The organism is Arthrobacter rhamnosi (assembly GCF_054510855.1).
The window spans coordinates 677477-698437 of record NZ_JBTNDT010000001.1 but is presented as its reverse complement, the minus strand read 5'-3'; the positions used below and the strand labels follow the sequence as shown (position 1 = coordinate 698437).

Here is a 20961-nt window from a genome sequence, read left to right as displayed (position 1 = left end):
CCGGCGCCGGCGGCATTCGTTGTTCTACAACGGCACGAAGTACCTTTAAGGGGTGTTGAAGACCGCCCTCAAGCCTCGATGGATCCTCACGCTGATCCTCGCGATGACGATCGCCGCGGTCTTCGTGCTCCTCAGCCAGTGGCAGTTCGACTCCTCGAGGGAGGCGCCGCCGCCCGCCCCTAGCACCACGGAGAACGTCCGCCCCCTGGCCGGTGTCCTCCAGCCCGGGACGCCGCTGTCCGCTGCGAACGCCGACCAGATGGTCTCGTTCGAGGGCGCCTTCTTGGCCGATACCCGCGTCCTGGTGCAGGACCGGCTCCTCGGGAACGAGGAGGGCCTCTGGGTCCTCCAGGCCTTCGAGGTCGACGGGGCCGGAGTCCCGGCGGGCACGGAGGAAGCATCCGTCATCCCCGTGGTCCTCGGCTGGGTGCCCGATGCCGGGGACACCGTGTCCGTGCCGCAGCAGCAGGGTGCAGCCACCGTCGTCGGACGCCTGCTGCCGCCCGAGGCTCCTGAGGTGCAGCGTCCCGTGGAAGGGCAGGTCCCCACCCTGTCGACGGCAGAGCTGTCCAACCTGTGGGACCGGTCCTCGTACGCGGCCTTCGTCGTGGCGTCCGACGTGGCGGTCGAGGGCGTGGAGGTCCCGTTCGCGGCCGGACTGGAGCCGGTCGTCGTCGGCCCCCAGCCGCAGGAGACGCCCGTCAACTGGCTGAACATCTTCTACGCCGTGGAGTGGGTGGTCTTCGCCGGCTTCGCATTCTTCCTCTGGTGGCGCCTCGTCGCCGACGACTACCGCCGCACGCTCGAGGACGAGGCCGACGCGGCCGAGGAAGCTCGTTCCGCCCATCCCGGCGCCGTCGAGCCCGCCGTCGTTCTCTCCCCTCCCGTATCCGATCATGAAAGCGGTGCCCACCGTGACTGAGCCAGCCCTTGACCCTGCCGGAACCGACCGCACGCCGTCGAAGGGGAAGCCGAAGCGTCGGTTCGGCGGCACCCACGCGCAGATCCGGTCGGCACTGACGTTTTACAAGGTGCTCGCGTACGCCACGGGCATCATGCTGCTCCTCGTCGTCGTCGAGATGGTCGCGAAGTACGGCTTCGACTCGGAGATCGTCGCGGGTGGCGGCGCCCCCCTCCAGTTCCTGCCCACGGTGGTCGCGGAGACCGCCGGCGGCCTCAACCTGTCAACGGCGGTGCTGATCGTGCACGGGTGGCTGTACGTGGTCTACCTCGTCGCGGATTTCCGTCTCTGGCAGTTTATGCGCTGGCCGTTCAGCCGCTTCGTGCTCATCGCGCTCGGCGGCGTGGTGCCCCTGCTGTCGTTCATCGTCGAGAAGCGGATCCACCGCCAGGCCGAGGACGACCTCGCGGCGCACCCCGAGGCCGCGCCCCGTTACTGACGGCGGGGCAGCCGCACCTGCCCCGCCGCCTCTTCATCGATGTGCGGCGCCGGTTCCCGCGGACTATTGTTGATGGGTGACTACCCCCGAGAACGGCTCTGAACACCGCCCTGTCCTCGTCGTGGACTACGGCGCACAGTACGCCCAGCTGATCGCACGCCGCGTCCGCGAGGCCGACGTGTATTCCGAGATCGTGCCGCACACGCTCAGCACGCAGCAGATCCTCGCGAAGAACCCCGCGGCCATCATCCTCTCGGGTGGTCCTTCCAGCGTGTACGCGGAAGGTGCGCCCCGGGTGGACGCCGACCTGTTCGACGCCGGCGTGCCCGTCCTCGGGATCTGCTACGGCTTCCAGGCCATGGCCAACGCCCTCGGGGGCACCGTCGCGAAGACGGGCCTGCGGGAATACGGCTCCACGGACGTCCAGTCCGACGGTGAGGCCCGGTCCATCCTCAGCGGCACCCCCGAACACCAGAACGCCTGGATGAGCCACGGCGACAGCGTCCAGTCCGCCCCGGAGGGCTTCGACGTCCTCGCCAGCACCGCAGGCGCCCCTGTGGCCGCGTTCGCGAACGAGGAGAAGGGCCTCTACGGCGTGCAGTGGCACCCGGAGGTCAAGCATTCGCAGCACGGCCAGGCCGTGATAGAGAACTTCCTCTTCCGCGGTGCCCGGCTCGACCCCAACTGGACCACGCGCAACATTCTCGAGGAACAGGTGGAGCGCATCCGCGAGCAGATCGGCGACTCCCGCGTGATCTGCGGACTGTCCGGAGGCGTGGACTCCGCCGTCGCCGCCGCGCTCGTGCAGCGTGCGGTCGGCGACCAGCTCACTTGCGTCTTCGTGGACCACGGACTCCTCCGCGAAGGTGAGGCCGAGCAGGTGGAACGCGACTTCGTCGCAGCAACCGGCGTGAAGCTCTACGTCGCCGACGAGCAGAAGCGGTTCCTCGACGCACTCGCGGGCGTCTCGGACCCGGAGACCAAGCGCAAGATCATCGGGCGCGAGTTCATCCGGGCGTTCGAGGAAGCCGAGCGCGCCATCATGCGCGAGGCGGAAGCCGAGGGCGAGCCCATCCGCTTCCTGGTGCAGGGCACCCTCTACCCCGACGTCGTCGAATCGGGCGGAGGCGAAGGCGCCGCCAACATCAAGAGCCACCACAACGTGGGAGGCCTGCCCGAGGACCTGCAGTTCGAGCTCGTGGAACCGCTCCGGACCCTCTTCAAGGACGAGGTGCGTGCCGTCGGGGCCCAGCTCGGCCTGCCCGCGGAGATCGTGGGACGCCAGCCGTTCCCCGGCCCGGGGCTCGGCATCCGCATCGTCGGAGACGTGACCGAGGAGCGCCTCGAGCTCCTGCGCAAGGCCGACGCGATCGCCCGCGCCGAGCTCACGGCGGCAGGGCTCGACAACGAGGTGTGGCAGATGCCGGTCGTCCTGCTCGCCGACGTGCGCAGCGTCGGTGTCCAGGGTGACGGACGCACGTACGGCCACCCGATCGTCCTGCGTCCGGTATCGAGCGAGGACGCCATGACGGCCGACTGGTCGCGCCTGCCGTACGACCTCCTGGCCAGGATCTCCAACCGGATCACCAACGAGGTGGACGGCGTCAACCGCGTGGTGCTCGACGTGACGAGCAAGCCGCCGGGAACCATCGAATGGGAGTAGGCGGACTCCGGAGCGGGATCGAACCCACTCCGGTCCGCACGGGCCGCGTTGCTATCCGCGGGGTCCGTCCGCTTTTCGGATAGCTTGGAAGACATGCCCATCTGGTCGAGATCAGCACGTGACAATGCAGGAAAGAAGGCGGTCGTGCCGGAGCAGGACCAGCGGGATGCGGGAGGGACGCCGGCGGATCAGCCGCACGCGGACCGGGGCGCCCGGTCGGAGCAGCGCCCGGCACCGTCCGACGGTGCCGCCCAGGACTTCCTCCTGCCGTGGCTCGAGGGCCTCGGACCTCAGGCGACGGGGGATACGCTGCTGCATTTCCGCCCCTCGGCCGGGACGAGCATCGACCTGACTCATGCGCACCCCTCGGGACTCGCGCAGCTCCTCGCCGGACGCCGTACGCGCCTGTCGACGCTCCTGCGCGATCCGGTCCAGTACAGCGCCGCGAAAGCCGCTGCCCGTGCCCTGCGCGCGAAGATCTTCGAACTCGGCACCGAGCGCGGCATCGACGTCGGATACCTCGCGGCCGGCACGGCGTCGTGGCGGTCCGTGGACGACTCCGGACGCTCCGAGACCCTGAACGCACCGATCCTCCTCACTGCGGTCTCCCTGACGGTGCACCCGTCGCAGGACGACTACGAGCTGCAGATCACCGAGCAGGCCCGGATGAACCCGGCCCTCGTGCGCCACCTGCGCCACCACCAGGGCCTCCAGGTGGATCCTCCCGCCATCGCCCGGCTCGCCTACGGCACCGCACGCTTCGACCCGCACCCGGTCCTGGAGCGCATGCGGACGCTGAGCGCCGACGTCCGCGGGATGTCCGTCGAACACCGGATCCTGGTATCGACCTTCGCCGACCTTGCCGGCGTCAAGGGGGATCCGGCCCTGCGCCCCGACCACCCGGTCCTCGCCGCCCTCATGGCCTCCGCCAGGGGCGACGCCGAAGCCGCCTCGGCCCTGTCGGGGAGCGCGGAGGAGCTGTCCTTCCCGCCCGCAGACGAGCGGGATCCCGCCGAGGAACTCCTGATCCTCGATGCGGACCGGGCGCAGCAGGAAGTGCTCGACCTCGCCTCCGCCGGCGTCAGCGTCGCCGTCGCCACACCTCCGGGCACAGGGCAGACCCAGACCGCCCTGAACGTGGCCGCCCGGTCGGCGGCAGCCGGCAGGCGCGTCGTCGTCGCGGCGGAGCGCCGTGGCAGCCTCAACGAATTCGTGCAGGACCTCGACGGCCTGAACCTCGGGTCACTCGTGCTCCAGGTCGGCAGCCAGACAGGTCCTGTACAGCTGCGCGAGGCCGTGATCCATGCCCTCGTCCGCAACGAGAAGGCCGCCGAGCCGCAGCTCGAAACGCTGCATGCCACGCTGACCGGGCACCGCCACCAGCTGATGGAGCACGTCCGGAGCCTCCACAACGTCCGCAGCCGCTGGGGATGCTCGCCCTACCAGGCCATGCAGTCCCTCGCCGGACTCACCGCGCTCGACCCCTCGCCGTCCACCACGGTGCGGCTCAAGCGCAGCGTGCTCGATTCCATCGCCGACCGCAGGGACCTGACCGAGCGGCTCCAGCGGGCCGCCGAGCTGGGCAGCTTCAGCAAGGCCTCGACCGAGAGCCCCTGGTACGGGGCGCAACTGCTCAACCGCAAGGAGACCGAGCACGCGCACGGCCTCGCGGAGCAGCTGTCCACCGAGATCCCCGAGCTCCGGGCCAAGGTGCAGCGCGTCGCCGAGCATTCGCACATCACACTCGGCGGAACCTTCAAGGAGTGGGGCGAGCAGCTCGAACTCCTGGTCGCGGTACGGGAGAGCCTCGACAAGTTCACATCGGATATCTTCGACCGTCCCGTCACCGATCTGATCTCGGCCACGGCGCCATCGTCGTGGCGCAAGGAACGCGATATCGAGATGAGCTCGATGACGAGGTCGAGGCTGCGGCGCGTGGCCAAGGAGTACATCCGCCCGGGTGTGCACATCTCGGACCTGCACACCTCCCTGCTCGAGGTGCAGCAGCAGCGCACGCTGTGGACCCGCTACGCCCTCACCGAACGGCACCCGTCGGTTCCGACCGGCCTGGCGGAGATCCATGCGTCCTACCGTTCCGTGGAGGTCCTCCTCGCGGAGCTGACCGCGATCCTGCGGCCCACCGCGGGCAGCCCTGACCTCGCCGCGCTCGACCTGGACGGCCTCGAAGCCCTTCTGCGTGACCTCGCGCTGGACAAGGACACCCTGGAGACGCTGCCGGAGCGTACGCTGCTGCTCGACGAGATGCGCGAGCAGGGGCTCGGCGAACTGCTCGCCGACCTCGCCGCGCGGGAGGTCCCCGCCGAGCGCGTGGGGCCCGAACTCGAACTGGCCTGGTGGCAGTCCGCCCTCGAGGCGATGATCAGCGGTGACGACTATCTCGCCATGTCGGACGGCGACAGCCTCCGCAGGCTGGAGGCCGAGTACCGCCTCGCAGACAACGCCCACGTCGCGTCGGGGCCGGCCCGCATCCGGTGGACGCTGGCAGAGCGCTGGCGCGCCGCGGTGGAGGCCCACCCGGAGGATGCCGCACGCCTGCGGCAGGAACTCAAGGACGGCACGCTCACCCTCGAGGTCTTCGCGGCCCTGCACCCGGACCTCGTGGCTGCGCTGCTGCCCGTCTGGGCGGTCAGCCCGCTCACCATTCGGGGCGCCGTGCCGGAGGGGTACACCTTCGACACCGCCGTGATCCTCGATGGGGAGTCGATGTCGCTGCAGAGTGCGGTGCCCTGCGTGGCGCGGGCCTCCCAGGTCCTGGTGTTCGGTGACGATCGCCTCGCCGGCCCCACCCGCTTCAGCATCGAGGTGCAGTCCGCCGACCGCGCGTCCACACTCGAACCCCTGCCCAGTGCCTTCGACTCCCTGCGCGAGGTCCTGCCCGTCCGCGGACTCACCGAGATCTACCGCGGTGTCGACCGGGCCCTGGACACCTATCTCAGCGAATCGTTCTACGGCGGGAAGCTCTCCCGGCTTCCGCAGGCCTCCGAGGTGACGGGGGAGGGACGCGGCCTGGTGGTCGAATACCTCCCGAACGGCACCGGGATGCCGAGCTCCGAGCACGACGGCGTGGAGAGCGTCGCCGTCGAGGTGAACCGGGTCGTCGAACTCGTCTTCGAGCACATCCGCCGCCGCCCGAACCTCTCCCTGGCCGTCGTGACGGCCAGCGCCCGGCACGCGGCGCGGGTGGGGGAAGCGATCCGCATGCAGATGGCGGAATTCCCGTGGGCCGCCGGCTTCTTCACTTCGGGCAGGGAGGCTTTCCGTGTCGTGCCCGTCGAGCGCGCGGGCGGCCTCGTCCGCGACGACATCATCTTCTCGCTCGGATACGGCCGGACTCCGCACGGACGGGCGCTGCACACGTTCGGTCCGCTGTCCGGCCCGGACGGCCGCCGCAACTTCGTCATGGCGATGACGCGGGCCCGGCGCCTGCAGCATGTGCTGACGTGCTTCGAACCGTCCGACCTGGATCCGGACCGGCTCACCACGGGGGCCCTGGACTTCTTCGAGCTGCTCCAGCGGGAACTCGGCAGTGGCGCAGGGCGAAGCCCTGCCGTGTCCGGCGGGAACGAGGATCCGCTGGTGGCGGACCTCGTGGACCGGCTGCGGCACCGCGGCGCCGAGGTGTGGGACCACTATGCCGGCGTCCTGGACATCGTCGCGGTACGGCCGGCGGACCTCCGGGCGGACGGGAGCGCCGCTGCAGTACAGGACGAGCGCCCCGCTCCACTGGCCATCGAATCGGACGGCACCAGCCGCTACGGGTCGATGTCGGTGCGGGAGCGCAGCCGCCTGCGCCCCCAGGTCCTCGAGCGCATGGGCTGGCGGTACATGCCGCTCTGGACCATCGAGGTCTTCACGGACCCGGATGGTTGCGCGGAGCGTGCATCGGGCCTCATCGGGCTGCCGCCACGCGAGACCCCGGACCCGTCACGGACACGAAAGGAGCCCGCGGGCATGCGGAAGGACGAGCAGCACCCCGAGGGCGGGACGACCGCCGGCGGGCCCGCCGGGCCCGCCGGGGCCGGCGATGCGTCGCCCGTCATCCCGAGGACCGCGGGCGAGGACGATCCCCGGTCCTGGGGAGACGCCGAGAGCAACCACGACGAGTGGCTCAAGGAGCAGCGTCCGCCGCACTGGGGCTGATCGCCCGTCGGTAGGCGTCCATCGGCGTCCCTGAGCGCCCTTCAGGGTCCCGTGGTCAGGACGAGGTGGACGTCGCCCGAGCTGGAGGACGCGGCGAGGGCCTCGGCCTCCGCCGCGCGCGCGGCGACGACCACCAGCCCGCCGGCGTCCCCGGCGCCGGGCCAGGTGCTGCCCGTACCTCCGGGGGACGTCCAGAGCACGGCGACGGAGCGGGCCAGCACGGTGGAGTCCGCAGCGACGTCGTAGCCGTTGCCTGTACTCAGGATCACGTCGACGAGCTGGCCCGGGGCGAGCAGCTGGACGGTGGCGGGATCGGCCGGCCGGAGGGGGACCGCGACGGTGCCGGGTGCGGTGCCGGTCAGCAGTCCGTCCCCTACGAGGGCGGTCGACGCCAGGGGTGACCCCCGGGACAGGGGAGCGGCCAGCTGCTGACCCAGCACCTGCTCGGGCAGGCTGAAGGTGTCCCTGCTGAGGGCCTCTTCGGGTAGTTGGACGATGGCGACGTCGGCCTCCGTCAGGACCGCCCCGACCGCGAGGTCGTGCGATGCGGTGACCACCGACGCCGTCGGGTAGTCGTCGCCTACTGCCGCCTCGACGGCGACCCCGGCCGCCGCGCTCAGGAGCAGGCAGGCGAGGAGCCGCTTGTGGCGATGGACGAGCCGGCGGAGCCGGTACCGGAACGGAGCCCGTAACATGCGGCTGGACGGCGTCATGGATCGACCCTAGGCGGCAGGACCAGCAGGCCACTCCGGTGGTCGGGCTATGTGGACATCGCGCCCGTGGAACCCGCGTGCGCGCTCAGCCCCCGCAGGAAGCAGGACGACGGTGTCTCAGGACGACGCGGCAGCCTTGCCCGACGGGGACGCCGCGGCGGGGGATGGGGAGGACGCCGTCGTGCTCGGAGCCTTGGTGCTCGAGGACGACCCGGCATCCGTGCTCGACTTCGTGTCGCGGGAGTCGGTGCGGTAGAAGCCCGAGCCCTTGAAGACGACTCCGACGCTGTTGAACTTCTTGCGGAGCGATCCGCCGCACTCGGGGCAGTCGGTCAGGGAGTCGTCGGAGAAAGACTGCTGGATGTCGAAGGCGTGGCCGCAGTCCTTGCAGGCGTAGGCGTACATGGGCATGGATATCCTCCTGGACGAACTTCACGGTCCCCGGATGGCTCTTTCGGGCGATTGCTCTTGGCACTCTCCAGGGTCGAGTGCCAGTCTACACCGACGAGCCGTCCGTCCCGAAGCGGAGCAGTCCGTCAGGGGTGAAGACCCCGCCCAGCGGCTGGTCGTAGGGCCCGGAGGGGATGGTGCCTGCAGAAAGGACCTCGGACCGGTAGGCCACTCCCAGCCGTGGGACCGCTCCCGGTGCGTCGAATGGATAGCGTGCCAGGAAGCGGTCGTAGTAGCCCCCGCCCTGGCCCACGCGGTGGCCCGATCCGTCCACGCCCAGCGCCGGTACGAGGATGACGGCCACGTCGGGCACCTCGTCGAAGGAGAAACGCTCGCCCACCGGTTCCTGGACGGGCGCGCGCACCGACCGCTGCAGGGGAACCCCGGGGAACCAGGAGACCCAGGACAACTGGTACTCCGGTTCGCAGACGGGAACGACGACGCGGAAGCCGAGGCCGTGCAGTTGCTCGAGCAGCGGCGCCGTATCCGGCTCCGGGTCGACGCCGAGATAGACGGCGACGGCCGGCCTCTGCTGCGGGGTGTCACCCGGGGCAGAGGGGAGACTGCGGAGGTGCTCCACCACGACGGCGGCCAGTGCCCGCGACTGGTCCTGCCGGTCCGTAGGGTCCAGGGCTGCACGGGCAGAGCGCAGCGAGGCGCGCAAGCGGGCCTTCTCCGTATCACGAGTGGAAGGTGTCATGTCACCATTGTGGCAACGACCCGGGAATCCTGCGGCCGTTATGTAGTGTGGTCATCATGACTTTGCAATCACGTGTAACGAAGGCCGTTATCCCAGCGGCCGGCCTCGGGACCCGTTTCCTTCCCGCCACCAAGGCGATGCCGAAGGAAATGCTGCCCGTCGTCGACAAGCCGGCTATCCAGTACGTCGTCCAGGAGGCCGTCGATGCGGGCCTGTCCGACGTCCTGATGATCACGGGGCGGAACAAGCGCGCGCTCGAGGACCACTTCGACCGCGTCCCCTTCATCGAGCAGACCCTCGAAGCCAAGGGTGACCACGACAAGCTCGCCGCGGTGCGCCGTCCATCCGAGCTCGGGGACATCCACTACCTGCGTCAGGGCGACCCGAAGGGTCTGGGGCACGCCGTCCTCCGCGCCAAGCTGCACGTCGGCGATGAGCCGTTCGCGGTCCTGCTCGGTGACGACCTGATCGACGAGCGGGATGCCCTGCTCGAGACCATGATCGACGTCCAGGCCAAGACGGGCGGCTCCGTGATCGCCCTCATCGAGGTGGACCCCGAACAGATCAGCGCCTACGGCTGCGCCGACGTCACGCAGATCGACGGCGAGAACCACGTCCGTGTCAACCAGCTCGTGGAGAAGCCCTCCGTCGAGGACGCCCCGTCGAACCTCGCCGTGATCGGACGCTACGTGCTCCACCCCCGGGTGTTCGAGGTCCTCGAGACCACGAAGCCGGGCCGCGGCGACGAGATCCAGCTGACGGACGCGCTGCAGACCCTTGCCGCTGCCGATGGCGAAGGATCCGGCGTGTACGGCGTCGTCTTCCGTGGCCGCCGATACGACACCGGTGACAAGCTGAGCTACCTGAAGGCCGTTGTGACACTGGCGTCGGAGCGCGAGGACCTCGGTCCGGACCTCCGCGCCTGGATCAAGGACTTCAGCAAAGACATCTCGGTCTAGCACGCCATGTGGTCGGCGAGCAGCTGGCCCGTGACCCTGAGGACAGGCGCCTTGTCCCTGAGGCCCATCCGCCACAGGGACAAGGCGGCCTGGACCGCGTTGCGTCACCGCAACGCCCAGTGGCTCGCGCCCTGGGAGGCCTCCAATCCGGATCCCGAGGGGTTCCTGCCCACCTACCACCAGATGGTGCGCTCCCTGTCGGCCCAGGCGCGGGCAGGATCGGCCTTGCCGTTCCTGATCACGGAGCAGGAGCCCGGTTCGCGGGAGGATCGGCTGGTGGGCCAGCTGACGGTCTCCGGCATCACCTGGGGATCCGCCATGACGGCGACGCTCGGCTACTGGGTGGACTCCGATCGGGCCGGGCGCGGAATCGCGCCCACCGCGGTGGCCCTTGCCACGGACTACTGCTTCGGGGACCTCGGGCTGCACCGGATGGAAATCAACATCCGCCCCGAGAACCGCGCGAGCCTCCGGGTCGTGGAGAAACTCTCCTTCCGGGACGAGGGGCTTCGACCGCGCTACCTACACATCGCAGGACAGTGGGCGGACCACAGGAGCTTCGCCCTGACCGCCGAGGAAGTCCCGCGCGGCCTGCTGGAGCCGTGGCTGGAGAGCCGGCGGACGCGGTCCGACTGAATGCTCGAATGCCCCTCGGGGCATAGTACGAGCCGACACACCGGGATCAATGCGGGAGCAGGGGGGCAACTGCTCCTACCGTTCTAGGTGTGGTCTTCTCCCTGGATAGCTCGTTGGTGCTCGCCGCAATCGTCGGATTGTGGCTGGTGTGGGTAGCGCCGTTCGTCCTTCGAAAGACCGTGCCGGCAGCCGCCGGCAGAAGACGCCGATCGCCGAAAGCCAGGACGGCCAGTCCTGGAGGGAGCACGATGACAAGAACCGCGCCGCAGGACGATGCCCCACGACCGGGGGATACCCCGGAACCGCCCTCCACGACGGTTGCCCCGTCGCCATCCGCTGCGCAGCCGGGTCCCTCGCCAAAGCCCTTCACGCCGCGGTGGGGACGCATCGCCGTCGCGCTGGTAGGACTCCTCGCGCTCTGCGCCGCCCTCGTGACGCTCGTCCTCGGAGCCGTGGGCATCGTCTCCTTCCTCATTCCCCTCGCCTGCGTCGGCCTCGCCGCCGCGGCTGTCGCGGTCCTGAGGCTGCTCGCCGTCCGTAGCCGGGAGGCGCGCGTGAATCGTGCCTTCGCCGATGCCATGGCACCCGTGCGTGCACCCGCCCCGGAACGCACCGACGTCGCTCAGCCGGTTCCGTCTGCACCGAAGCGCCCCACCACCCTGTTCAATGCCGAAGAGGCCGCCGAACGGCCCCTGACCGCCATGGAACGGCGGACGGCGGCGCTCGCGGGCTCGTCCGTCGTGAATGTCCACGACCAGACTGTGCCGGCCGAAGGTACCGACGCGGCCGAAGCCTCCGACGCTACCGACGCGGCGCAGCCGGCCGGCGCGACGGCGTGGGCCCCGGTCGAGGTACCCCGTCCCACCTACGTCGATGCGGCGAAGGCCGAACGCCAGACGCCGGCCCCCCTGGATCTCCCCGAGGCGCCGAAGCCGTCGACCAGGACACCCATCAAGGCCTCGGAAGCAGCTGCCCGGGTCGCCGCGGCAGCCGACTCCGCAGCGGACAGCGCCGACTCCACGGACGCACCGGTCGGCTCCGATCCTGCCACCGGACGCATCAACCTCGACGACGTGCTGCAGCGCCGGCGCGCCTGACACCGCCGCGATGCCAGGGCCGGCCTCCGGTGCCGTCCGCAGTCCCCGCGCAGGCGCAGCGTGAGGGCGAGGGAGGCACGCGTCATCCGGGAGCAGGACACGATCGTGCTCCTCGAATCGGATGCGCCGTCGGAACTCCTGCGCCCTGCGCTCGCCGACGCAGGATGGGAGCTGGTCTCCTGGCAGCCGGGACCGCTGCACCACCGGCCCGGCGCGGGCGTGACGGGGATCTTCTCCCTCGAGGTGCGCAGGTCGTCCGACCGGGACGGCCGGAACGAAGCGGTGCCGACGCACGCCTGCATCACCTCCTGCTCCATTCCACATCCCGCCGCCCGCGTCGCGGTGTTCCACCGCCGGGGCGCGGACCCGCTCTCGGTCTGGGTGCATCCCGCCGATCCGCTGTTGCCGGGCCTCCCGCTGGCACTCGACGCCCTGCGCGTCACGCCCTTCGCGTTCGGGGCGGAGCACGACCCCTCCGGAACCGTGATCGAGACCAGGAGCTACCGGCCGTTGCGGCGGGCTGTGGTCCTGGCCCGGAACGGGGACGACCGCCGCTACCTGAAGGTGCTCCGCCGCCAGGAGTCGGGGCCGCTCGCGGAACGGCACCGCATGCTGCGCGCTGCAGGTGTTCCGGCGCCCGCTCTGGCCCGTGAGCCCGTGCAGGACGTCGTCGCCATGCATCCCGCTCCGGGCACACCGCTCGCCGAGCTCCTCATGCGCGACGGCGCGTCCGACGTCGATCCCTCCGCGTTGGTGCGGGTCCTCACCTCACTGCCTCCCGCCGTCCTCGGACTGCCGGCCCGGCAGCCCTGGTCGGCCCGGGTCCGGGACTACGCCGAAGGCGCGGTCGCCGCCCTGCCGGCAGACGCCCACCGGATCAGGCGGCTGGCCGCCGGGATCGACGACCTCGTCCGTTCGACCGATGCAGGCCCGCTGGTGCCCACCCACGGTGACTTCTACGAAGGCAACCTCCTCATCACGGACGGTGCGGTGTCCGGGCTCCTGGACGTCGATGCGCTCGGCCCGGGCCACCTCGTCGACGACCTGGCCTGCTTCCTCGGCCATATCGCCGTCCTGCCCGGATTGCATGCCGGCTACACCCACGTACCCTCCGCGCTGCTGCAATTCCTGCGGGCCTTCGACCGTCATGTCGATCCCGTTGCGCTCCGGAGCCGCGCCGCGGCGGTGAGCCTGACGCTCATCGCGGGAGCACGGCGGGGGGCTGCCGACGGGGGAGGCGAGGCGCTGTCCCGGCTGGAGATCGCCGAGCAGTTCCTCGCCGAGGCCCGGACACTGGGCTCCTTACGGGAGCGAGGCAGCGGCTAGGACCAGGAGGGACGCGCGGTCCCCTCCCGCCCGTCCCGCATGCGTGCGGTGCAGAGTCCGGCCGTCCTCAGGCCGTCGCCGGCGGGCGGACCCTCGTATCCATCCGCAGGACCGGCGTGCCGTCCGCGTCCGACAGCTCGAGCTGCACGGCGACGTCGAGCCCGGCGAGGGAGGTCAGGTGCGTGCCGCCGCACGGGATCTCCGCCCCTTCATCCGAGAGTCCGCAGACCCACCGGCGACGGTCGGTGAGGCCCGGTCCGTCCGCCTCGATGCCGATCGGTGCCCCGGTCGCCGTCCACGCGGCGAGCGTCGCGTTCACCGCCGCGGCGGTGGCATCCGTGTCCAGGTCCTCCCCGCTGAAGCCCTTCCTCCGCAGGGACTTGCCCAGGCGGTACCTGTCCACGGAGCCGAACTCGCCGATGACGGTCGTGTCGATCGCCAGTGCGTCGAAGTTCGGTGCGCCGAGCGCGTCCGGAGCCACGTCCTTCTTCCACCGCCCGGCCATGGCCCGGTTCAGGGCCAGCGAGGCCAGGTGGCACCCGGTATGTCCGGCGGACACGGCCGCACGGTGCGCGCCGTCGACCCGCACGACGACGTCGTCGCCCTCGGCAGGCCCCTCGCCGTCGATCAGGTGCACGACGACGAAGGCCCAGCCCTCCGCGCCCTTGCGCACCGGCGCCTCGTCGCCCAGGTACAGCGTGGCCCCGTCGGTGGCTCCCACCACGCAGTCGGCCACGGGCCACGTGCGCGACCCTGCCTGGAGTTCGCCGCGATCCGGCCCCTGGTCCGGCCAGGCGGAGTCCACCGGATGGAAGGCCGTGGTGTCCAGCAGGACCGCGCACCGGCCGCCGTCGAGGGCCTCGACGTGGAGGACGCGGGAGGCCGATTCGACGGCCCCCAGGGGATAGGTGACGCGCGTGTCGGTCCTCGGCAGGGCCATGGTGCTCCTCGGGTGGTCGGTGCTGGGTGGTCGGTGCTGGGTGGTCGGTGCTGGTGCGGGCAGGGGCCGGGCAGCGCGGTTCAGGTGTCGTCGGGCAGGTGCGCCAACCGCTTGAGCAGGGGCTCTGTGCGGTAGGGGATGTGCTCGTGGAGGGCGAGGACGGTCTCGGTGCGGATCACGCCCTTGATCTTCAGGACCGATCGCAGTGCCGCCTGCAGATTGTGCGTGTCGGTCGCGGCGACGCGGCACCAGACATCACCCCGGCCGGAGATCTCGTGCACTTCCAGCACCTGGTTGAGGGTGCGCAGCCCGGCGATGACGCCGTCGAGCTCGCGGTGTGAGACCTCGATGGTCACGAAAGCGATGACGTCGTAGCCGAGCGCCTCGAGGTCGAGCTCGCGGCCGCTCCGGCGCAGCGCCCCGGTGCGCAGGAGCCGGCGGATCCGGCTCTGCGCCGTATTACGGGCGACGCCGAGGATCTCGCTCAACTCGCTCACCTGGGCGCGGGGATCCCGCACCAGCTCGAGCAGCAGGCGCAGGTCGAGGTTGTCCAGCTTGCTCACAAAGCTCACTTCCCGTCAGTCGGCTCCGCCCGTGTTGCGCAGGATGCTCAAAAGGGCACCCCGGATCTTTGCAGGGCGATCGATCCAGCTCATCCTATAGAGGTCCGAGGCGAATCGCGCCCCGGAGAGCGCCGACGCGTACGAGCAGGAAGAAGTGGGATGAGCGTTCTCAACGAACTCCGGATGAGGCCGGCAGCGACCGAGCGCCGCAGCTGGGACGCCTCCCTGGCCGCCCGCCTCGCGCTCGCCGTGACGGTGATCTCCACCCTCCTGATCGGGGCCAATCTCGCCACGCCGATCTATCCGCTCATCCAGGCCGGCCTCGGACTCACACCCTTCGCCGTCACCGTCGCCTTCTCGTCCTACGTCATGGCGCTGATCGGTGGGCTCGTCCTGGCAGGCCACTGGTCGGACCACGTCGGACGGCGCGCGGCGCTGGTCCTCGCCATCGTCCTGGGGCTGCTCGGCGCTGCACTGTTCGCCGTCGCGACCTCGCTGCCGATGCTGGCGGCGGGTCGCGCGCTGCAGGGAGGCGCGGTCGCGCTGGCCACGGGTGCGAGCGCCGCGGCCCTCCGCGACCTCCTGCCGACACGGCCGGACTGGGCCTCCAGATTCACGCTGATGGCCTCGGCCGGGGGAGTCGCAGCCGGTCCCGTGATCGGCGGGCTCCTCTCGCTCCTGCCGGCGCCGACCCGCACACCGTTCGTCATCTACCTCGTGGTGCTCGCCAGCCTCCTGGTACCGCTCCTGCTGCTCCGCGCCCGGCCCGCGATCCGGCCCGCCGCTGCCGACCGCCCGCTCGCGGCCCTGCGTCCCCGCAGGCCGGCGGTGTCACGGGATGCGCGCCGGTCCTTCTGGATCGCCTCCGCCGTCGGTTTCCTCAGCTTCGCCGTCTTCGGCTTCACCTTGAGCCTGGCCCCCACCTGGTTCGCGGGGATCGCGGGCACCGCCTCCCGGCCACTGATCGGCCTCCTCGCAGCGCTCGTCCTCGGATCGTCGGCCGTCAGCCAGGTGCTGTCCCCCCGGGGCCGGTTCGTGGTTCCGGGAGGCCTCGCCGGCATGGCGCTCGGAATAGGGCTCCTGCCGCTCGCCCAGGCCACGGGCAGCCTGCCGCTGCTGGTCGGAGCATGCATCGTGGCGGGTTTCGGACAGGGCATGGCCTTCCGCGTCGTCTTCAACGAGGTGTCGTTGAAGGTCGATCCGGCCCTCCACGCCCAGACGGTGAGCGCCGTCTACGTCCTCACCTATCTTGGGAGTGCCGTCCCCGTCCTCGGACTCGGCGCGGCCGCCGGCATCTGGGGACTGAACGCCTCGGTCACGGTCTTCGCACTCGCGATCTGTGGAGTGTGCGCGCTGCTCGCGGCGGCATCACTAATCTCCCGGACCCGCGCCGCGCAGTAGGCCGCCGCCGGTCCGACGCCAATTCGACGCCAATTCGACGCCCTGTCGGCGCCCTGTCGGCGCCCTGTCATCGCCCTGCCGTCGCCCCGGGTGCCTGCGGTCCTGGGCGGGCAGTCCTGTTTGTAGGCTGTAGCCATGTCGAACACCGCCGCGCCGCAGCCTCCGAGTCAGTCCTCCGGTCCCCGTCCGGACGGCCCCGCGGATGGTGCCGCCCGTAGCGCGCCACGCGTCGTCGTCGGCCTCGATATCGGTGGTTCGAAGACCCATGGGGTGCTGTGGCGCAACGGCACGCTCGCTGCGGAGGCCAGGGCAGGAAGCGCCAACGTCCAGAACGTGACGCAGGATGAAGCCGCCCGGAGCCTCGGCCGACTCTTCCGCGAGCTCGTACCGGAGGGGCAGGTCGGCGGGATCGACCGCGTCGTCGCCGGATCCGGGGGAGTGGACACCGCTGCGGATGCCGAGCGACTCCGGGCCCTGATCGCTCCACACGCGCCGGGAGCAGGGATCGACGTCGTCCACGACACGCGGCTGATCCTGGCCGCCGGAGGAGCACGGGCGGGCATCGCCGTCATCGCCGGCACCGGGTCCGTCGCCTGGGGCGTCGGGGAGGACGGCAGGGAAGCGCGCTCCGGCGGGTGGGGATACCTCCTCGGTGATGAGGGCAGCGGCTACTGGGTGGCGCGCGAAGCCGTGCGGCGGACGCTGCACCGCAACGACCTCGGCATGCTCCCGGACACGCTCGACGAAGCCGTCCTCGCCCTCAACGGCGTGGGGACCCCGACGGAGCTGATCGGGCTCTTCCACTCCGGGGCCGGGCGGACCTACTGGGCCGCGCAGTCCAGGGCCGTCTTCGATGCGGCGCGCGACGGGCACCCCGACGCGGCGGACATCATCGACCGAGCGGCCACGGACCTCACCCGGCTCGTGCTCGACGTCGCGAGCGTGATCGGCGTGCCGGGGCGGGTGGTCCTGGGCGGGGGCCTCGCAATGCACCAGCCGGACCTGCAGGACCGCCTCCGCGCCCGTCTCGCGGCGGAGGGCATCACGGAGGTCGTGTTCCTCGACGAGGACCCGGTGATGGGTGTCCGGTTCCTCGTCACGGGTGCCCGGTAGGACGGGTGCCCGGTAGGACCCGGTGCCGGTGCCGGCCCGAGGGCTCCGGACGGTCCGCTCGCACGGGAGCCGACCGCGGGATGCAGCCGGGACCCATACACGGTATTGCCTGCTGCGAACTCATGGTTAGACTCAGAACCTCCGACAGCTTGAACTGACCGCTGCGCCCCCGGGCCAGCAGAAATCCAGACGGCAAGCCGGAACCGCCTCGTGCGGCCCGCGGGTGCAGCCCGGCCGAGAAGCTCCTGCCACGAAAGGCACAGCTGCCATGACATCCTCCGACCAGGCTTCCGGCCGGCGCCCCATGATCGAGTTCCGCAACGTCACCAAGACCTACGACGGCGGACGCCCGGCGGTGGACGACCTCACCATGGACATCGACCGCGGCAGGATCACCGTGTTCGTCGGACCGTCCGGCTGCGGCAAGACCACATCGCTGCGCATGATCAACAGGATGGTCGAGCCCACCGCCGGCCGGATCCTCCTCGAAGGCCAGGACGTATCGCAGGGGAAGGCCGCGGAACTGCGGCGCTCCATGGGGTACGTGATGCAGTCCTCGGGTCTCCTGCCGCACCGCTCCGTGCTCGACAACATCGCGACGGTGCCACGCCTCAACGGGGTCGGGAAAGCCGACGCCCGCAGGCGCGCGCAGGAACTGCTCGACGTCGTCGGCCTGTCCGCCGACCTGGGCAGCCGCTATCCCGGCCAGCTCTCCGGTGGGCAGCAGCAGCGCGTCGGAGTGGCACGCGCCCTCGCGGCCGATCCACCCGTCCTCCTCATGGACGAGCCCTTCAGCGCGGTGGACCCCGTGGTCCGCGCCGAACTGCAGGAGGAACTACTGCGCCTGCAGCGGGACCTCGCGAAGACCATCGTGTTCGTGACCCACGACATCGACGAGGCGACGATCCTCGGCGACAAGGTGGCCGTGTTCGCCGTCGGCGGCCGCCTGGCCCAGTACGCGGCGCCCGAGGAGATCCTCCGAGCACCGGTGGACGATTTCGTGGCGGGATTCGTGGGACGTGACCGGGGCTTCCGCCACCTCTCCTTCCAGGAGGGCGGCAAGGTGCTCATCCACCCCGTCGAGACGATCGAGGTGGACCTCCTCGCCGACCCCACCGTCTCGGTGCGCTCGCCGTGGACCCTGCTGGTGGATGCCGGGGGCCGCCCCCACGGCTGGGTCCCGCAAGCAACCCGCGGCAGCATCACCCGGCAGGCGGACGCGGTCCCCGGCGGGTCCCTGTACCGGCGGGGGGACACCCTGCGGCGCGCGCTCGACGCCGCGCTGTCCTCGCCGTCGGGCCTGGGCGTGGCCGTCGACGACGACGGACGGGCGATCGGCGTCGTCCATGCCGCCGAGATCTTCGAACTCATCGAATCCGCGCGGCTGGACCGTGGCCGCGCCGAGCACAACACGGCGGTCTAGCCATGGACTGGTTCCTCGCCAACCTCGATTTCGTCTGGCTGCACACGCGCCTCCACCTGTTCCAGGCGATCGTGCCGCTGCTCCTCGGTGTCCTCGCCGCCGTGCCGATGGCACAGCTCGCCCGCAGGAATCCCGTGGTGGGATCCGTCCTGCTGACCGGCTCGTCCATCCTCTACACGATCCCGTCCCTCGCCATGTTCGTGTTCCTCCCCGTGGTCCTCGGTACCAAGGTGATCGACCCCGCCAACGTCATCGTGGCACTGGCGATCTACGCCTTCTCCCTCCTGGTCCGGTCCACGCTCGACGCGCTGAACTCCATCGACGACGGCGTACGACAGGCAGCCATCGCGATGGGCTACACGCCCGTCCGCCGGTTCCTGACCGTGGACCTCCCGCTGTCGCTGCCCGTGCTGTTCGCCGGACTGCGCGTGGTCTCGGTCACCAACATCTCGCTCGTCAGCGTCGGCGCGCTGATCGGGGTCCCCAGCCTCGGGACGCTGTTCACGGACGGGCTGTTCCGGTCCTTCCCGACCGAGATCGCCGTCGGGATCGGCATCATCCTCCTGCTGGCACTCGTCCTGGACCTCCTCCTCGTCCTTCTGGAACGCCTGCTGACACCGTGGACGCGCAGGGTCCCCGCCGGCGGCAGGCCGGCGGAGGAGATCGTCGCGCTGGAGGCGAAGGTGGCGGGCGCCTGATGGACTACTCGAGCAGCAACCTCCTGGTGCAGATGGCGGAGTGGCTGACCGCTCCTGCCAACTGGCAGGGCGACCGCGGCATCCCCACACGCGTCGTCGAGCACCTGGGCTACACCGGGCTGACCATGCTGATCGCCCTGGCGATCGCGGTACCGATCGGGCTCTACGTGGGGCACACCGGTCGCGGCCGCGTCGTGATCGTCTCCGGCGTGGGGATCCTCCGCGCCCTGCCGACGCTCGGCATGGTGTTCCTGTTCGTGCTCCTCGCGGGCCTCGGGCTCATGCCGCCCATCTGGGCGCTCGTGCTCCTCGCCGTCCCTCCGCTGCTGAGCGGGATCTATGCCGGCATCTCGTCCGTGAACCGCACCGTGGTCGATGCCGCCCGAAGCATGGGCATGACCGAGCTGCAGATCCTGTTCCGGGTCGAGGTGCCCAACGGCCTGCAGGTCATCCTCGGCGGAGTGCGTGCGGCCGTCCTGCAGGTCATCGCGACCGCAGCCGTCGTCGCCTTCATCAACCTCGGGGGACTCGGGGTCTTCCTCGTCGAGGGAACGCAACTCGCGGACTACGGGCGCCTCTTCGGCGGCGCGGTGGTCATCACCGTCCTCGCGATCGCCGTCGATCTGCTGATGGGACTGCTGCAGAAGCTCGCCATCTCACCGGGACTGCGGACATCCGGCCCGGGGTAGACCCAAGGATCTGGCCGGCAGAAGGCCGTCGCCAGTGCACAAGGAGGAACACCATGAAGAACCTGTCAGCACAACGCGCCGGACGGCGCGCTTTGATGGGACTGGCGGGCGGCCTCACGGCCACGCTGGCGCTGACCGCCTGCGGGGCCAACAGCGATCCCCAGGGCGAGACGGCGGAGACCGCCACGGCAGGCGGCTCCGTCGTCGTCGGTTCGGCTGATTTCCCCGAGAGCCAGATCATCGCCGAGATCTACGCGGGCGCACTGACCGCGGCAGGCGTCGAGGCGACGACCAAGCCCAACATCGGCTCGCGCGAGATCTACTACTCCGCCCTGGAGGACGGGTCCGTAGACATCATGCCCGACTACAGCGGCAACCTGCTGCTGTTCGCCGACCCCAAGGCCACCGCCGAGTCCGCCGAGGACATCGCCGCGGCCCTTCCCGACGCCCTCTCCGCGAAGTCGCCCGATGTGAAGCTCACCGTGCTCGAGCCCTCACAGGCCGAGGACAAGGACGCGCTCGTCGTCACGGCCGCGACGGCGGAGAAGTACAGCCTCGAGTCCATCGCGGACCTCGCGGAGGTCTGCGGGGAGATCACGATCGGCGCCCCGAGCACCTTCCAGGAGCGTGCCTACGGCCTGCCCGGCCTCAAGGCGAAGTACGACTGCGAGCCCGGCGGCTTCGAGGCCATCAACGACGGCGGCGGCGAGGTCACGCTGAAGGCACTGCTGAACGACGACGTGCAGGCAGCCGACATCTACACGACGACGCCGTCCATCGAGGACAACGACCTGGTGGTCCTGGAGGACCCGAAGAACAACTTCATCGCCCAGCAGGTCCTGCCGCTCGTCAACACGGAGACCGTCGGCGAGGAAGCGCAGAACGTCCTCAACGAGGTGTCGGCCCAGCTGACCACGGAGGACCTCCTGTCGCTCAACCGCGAGGTCAGCGGGGACGAGAAGCGGAACCCAGCGGATGCGGCTGCCGACTGGCTGGCAGAGAAGGGACTTGCGGGCTGAGTCCTGCGGA

At 70.5% G+C, this 20961-nt stretch carries 19 protein-coding genes; 14 read left to right on the top strand and 5 right to left on the bottom strand.

The features are described from left to right. Nucleotides 1–52: 52 nt before the first annotated feature. The 4 genes from ACX80I_RS03275 to ACX80I_RS03260 all read left to right on the top strand — a co-directional run bounded on the left by ACX80I_RS03275 (nucleotide 53) and on the right by ACX80I_RS03260 (nucleotide 7224). Entirely contained in the window at nucleotides 53–922 is an 870-nt protein-coding gene (locus ACX80I_RS03275) for an SURF1 family protein (RefSeq protein ID WP_459343724.1), read from the top strand. Then, nucleotides 897–1400 (top strand): DUF3817 domain-containing protein, encoded by a 504-nt coding sequence (locus ACX80I_RS03270; protein WP_459343723.1) that lies wholly within the window; start codon nucleotides 897–899, stop codon nucleotides 1398–1400. The genes ACX80I_RS03275 and ACX80I_RS03270 overlap by 26 nt, the downstream gene beginning before the upstream one ends. A 76-nt stretch (nucleotides 1401–1476) precedes the next feature. Then, nucleotides 1477–3063 (top strand): glutamine-hydrolyzing GMP synthase, encoded by a 1587-nt coding sequence (guaA, locus tag ACX80I_RS03265; RefSeq protein WP_459343722.1) that lies wholly within the window; start codon nucleotides 1477–1479, stop codon nucleotides 3061–3063. Nucleotides 3064–3156: 93 nt separating this feature from the next. After that, a complete protein-coding gene (locus ACX80I_RS03260) occupies nucleotides 3157–7224 on the top strand; it encodes a DUF4011 domain-containing protein (protein ID WP_459343721.1) in 4068 nt (1355 codons plus the stop codon). A 41-nt stretch (nucleotides 7225–7265) separates the two neighbouring features. On the opposite strand, the gene ACX80I_RS03255 is transcribed toward ACX80I_RS03260, so the two are convergent. From ACX80I_RS03255 to ACX80I_RS03245, 3 genes are all read right to left on the bottom strand, one after another. Continuing rightward, complete coding sequence (locus tag ACX80I_RS03255; RefSeq protein WP_459343720.1) at nucleotides 7266–7937, bottom strand: RcpC/CpaB family pilus assembly protein; 672 nt, start codon at nucleotides 7935–7937, stop codon at nucleotides 7266–7268. A gap of 117 nt (nucleotides 7938–8054) precedes the next feature. Beyond that, entirely contained in the window at nucleotides 8055–8348 is a 294-nt protein-coding gene (locus ACX80I_RS03250; protein WP_459343719.1) for an FmdB family zinc ribbon protein, read from the bottom strand. Nucleotides 8349–8433: 85 nt separating this feature from the next. After that, nucleotides 8434–9087, bottom strand: coding sequence for a 5-formyltetrahydrofolate cyclo-ligase (locus ACX80I_RS03245; RefSeq protein WP_459343718.1), 654 nt, complete (start codon nucleotides 9085–9087; stop codon nucleotides 8434–8436). 56 nt (nucleotides 9088–9143) lie between these two features. Between ACX80I_RS03245 and galU the strand changes: the two genes are divergently transcribed. From galU to ACX80I_RS03225, 4 genes are all read left to right on the top strand, one after another. Then, nucleotides 9144–10046 carry a UTP--glucose-1-phosphate uridylyltransferase GalU gene (galU, locus tag ACX80I_RS03240; protein WP_459343717.1) on the top strand — a complete coding sequence of 301 codons (903 nt, stop codon included), beginning with the start codon at nucleotides 9144–9146 and terminating at the stop codon, nucleotides 10044–10046. Between the two features lie 6 nt (nucleotides 10047–10052). Next, a complete protein-coding gene (locus ACX80I_RS03235) occupies nucleotides 10053–10682 on the top strand; it encodes a GNAT family N-acetyltransferase (RefSeq protein ID WP_459343716.1) in 630 nt (209 codons plus the stop codon). A 248-nt stretch (nucleotides 10683–10930) separates the two neighbouring features. Continuing rightward, nucleotides 10931–11779: a hypothetical protein gene (locus tag ACX80I_RS03230; RefSeq protein ID WP_459343715.1), complete on the top strand. Its 849-nt coding sequence runs from the start codon at nucleotides 10931–10933 to the stop codon at nucleotides 11777–11779. A gap of 60 nt (nucleotides 11780–11839) precedes the next feature. Then, nucleotides 11840–13105 carry a phosphotransferase gene (locus ACX80I_RS03225; protein WP_459343714.1) on the top strand — a complete coding sequence of 422 codons (1266 nt, stop codon included), beginning with the start codon at nucleotides 11840–11842 and terminating at the stop codon, nucleotides 13103–13105. Between the two features lie 67 nt (nucleotides 13106–13172). On the opposite strand, the gene ACX80I_RS03220 is transcribed toward ACX80I_RS03225, so the two are convergent. Together ACX80I_RS03220 and ACX80I_RS03215 are read right to left on the bottom strand one after the other, a co-directional pair. After that, on the bottom strand, nucleotides 13173–14045 hold the full coding sequence (locus ACX80I_RS03220; protein ID WP_459343713.1) for an alanyl-tRNA editing protein: 873 nt from the start codon (nucleotides 14043–14045) through the stop codon (nucleotides 13173–13175). Nucleotides 14046–14125: 80 nt separating this feature from the next. Continuing rightward, complete coding sequence (locus ACX80I_RS03215) at nucleotides 14126–14608, bottom strand: Lrp/AsnC family transcriptional regulator (RefSeq protein WP_459343906.1); 483 nt, start codon at nucleotides 14606–14608, stop codon at nucleotides 14126–14128. 159 nt (nucleotides 14609–14767) lie between these two features. On the opposite strand from ACX80I_RS03215, the gene ACX80I_RS03210 reads away from it, so the two are divergent. The 6 genes from ACX80I_RS03210 to ACX80I_RS03185 all read left to right on the top strand — a co-directional run bounded on the left by ACX80I_RS03210 (nucleotide 14768) and on the right by ACX80I_RS03185 (nucleotide 20951). Next, a complete protein-coding gene (locus ACX80I_RS03210; protein WP_459343712.1) occupies nucleotides 14768–16009 on the top strand; it encodes an MFS transporter in 1242 nt (413 codons plus the stop codon). Nucleotides 16010–16144: 135 nt separating this feature from the next. Further along, a complete protein-coding gene (locus ACX80I_RS03205) occupies nucleotides 16145–17122 on the top strand; it encodes an N-acetylglucosamine kinase (protein ID WP_459343711.1) in 978 nt (325 codons plus the stop codon). Between the two features lie 304 nt (nucleotides 17123–17426). Continuing rightward, nucleotides 17427–18545 carry an ABC transporter ATP-binding protein gene (locus ACX80I_RS03200; RefSeq protein ID WP_459343905.1) on the top strand — a complete coding sequence of 373 codons (1119 nt, stop codon included), beginning with the start codon at nucleotides 17427–17429 and terminating at the stop codon, nucleotides 18543–18545. 2 nt (nucleotides 18546–18547) lie between these two features. Next, entirely contained in the window at nucleotides 18548–19243 is a 696-nt protein-coding gene (locus ACX80I_RS03195; RefSeq protein WP_459343710.1) for an ABC transporter permease, read from the top strand. Then, nucleotides 19243–19932 carry an ABC transporter permease gene (locus ACX80I_RS03190; RefSeq protein WP_459343709.1) on the top strand — a complete coding sequence of 230 codons (690 nt, stop codon included), beginning with the start codon at nucleotides 19243–19245 and terminating at the stop codon, nucleotides 19930–19932. The genes ACX80I_RS03195 and ACX80I_RS03190 overlap by 1 nt, the downstream gene beginning before the upstream one ends. Nucleotides 19933–19985: 53 nt before the next feature. Continuing rightward, a complete protein-coding gene (locus ACX80I_RS03185) occupies nucleotides 19986–20951 on the top strand; it encodes an ABC transporter substrate-binding protein (RefSeq protein ID WP_459343708.1) in 966 nt (321 codons plus the stop codon). Nucleotides 20952–20961 lie beyond the last annotated feature (10 nt).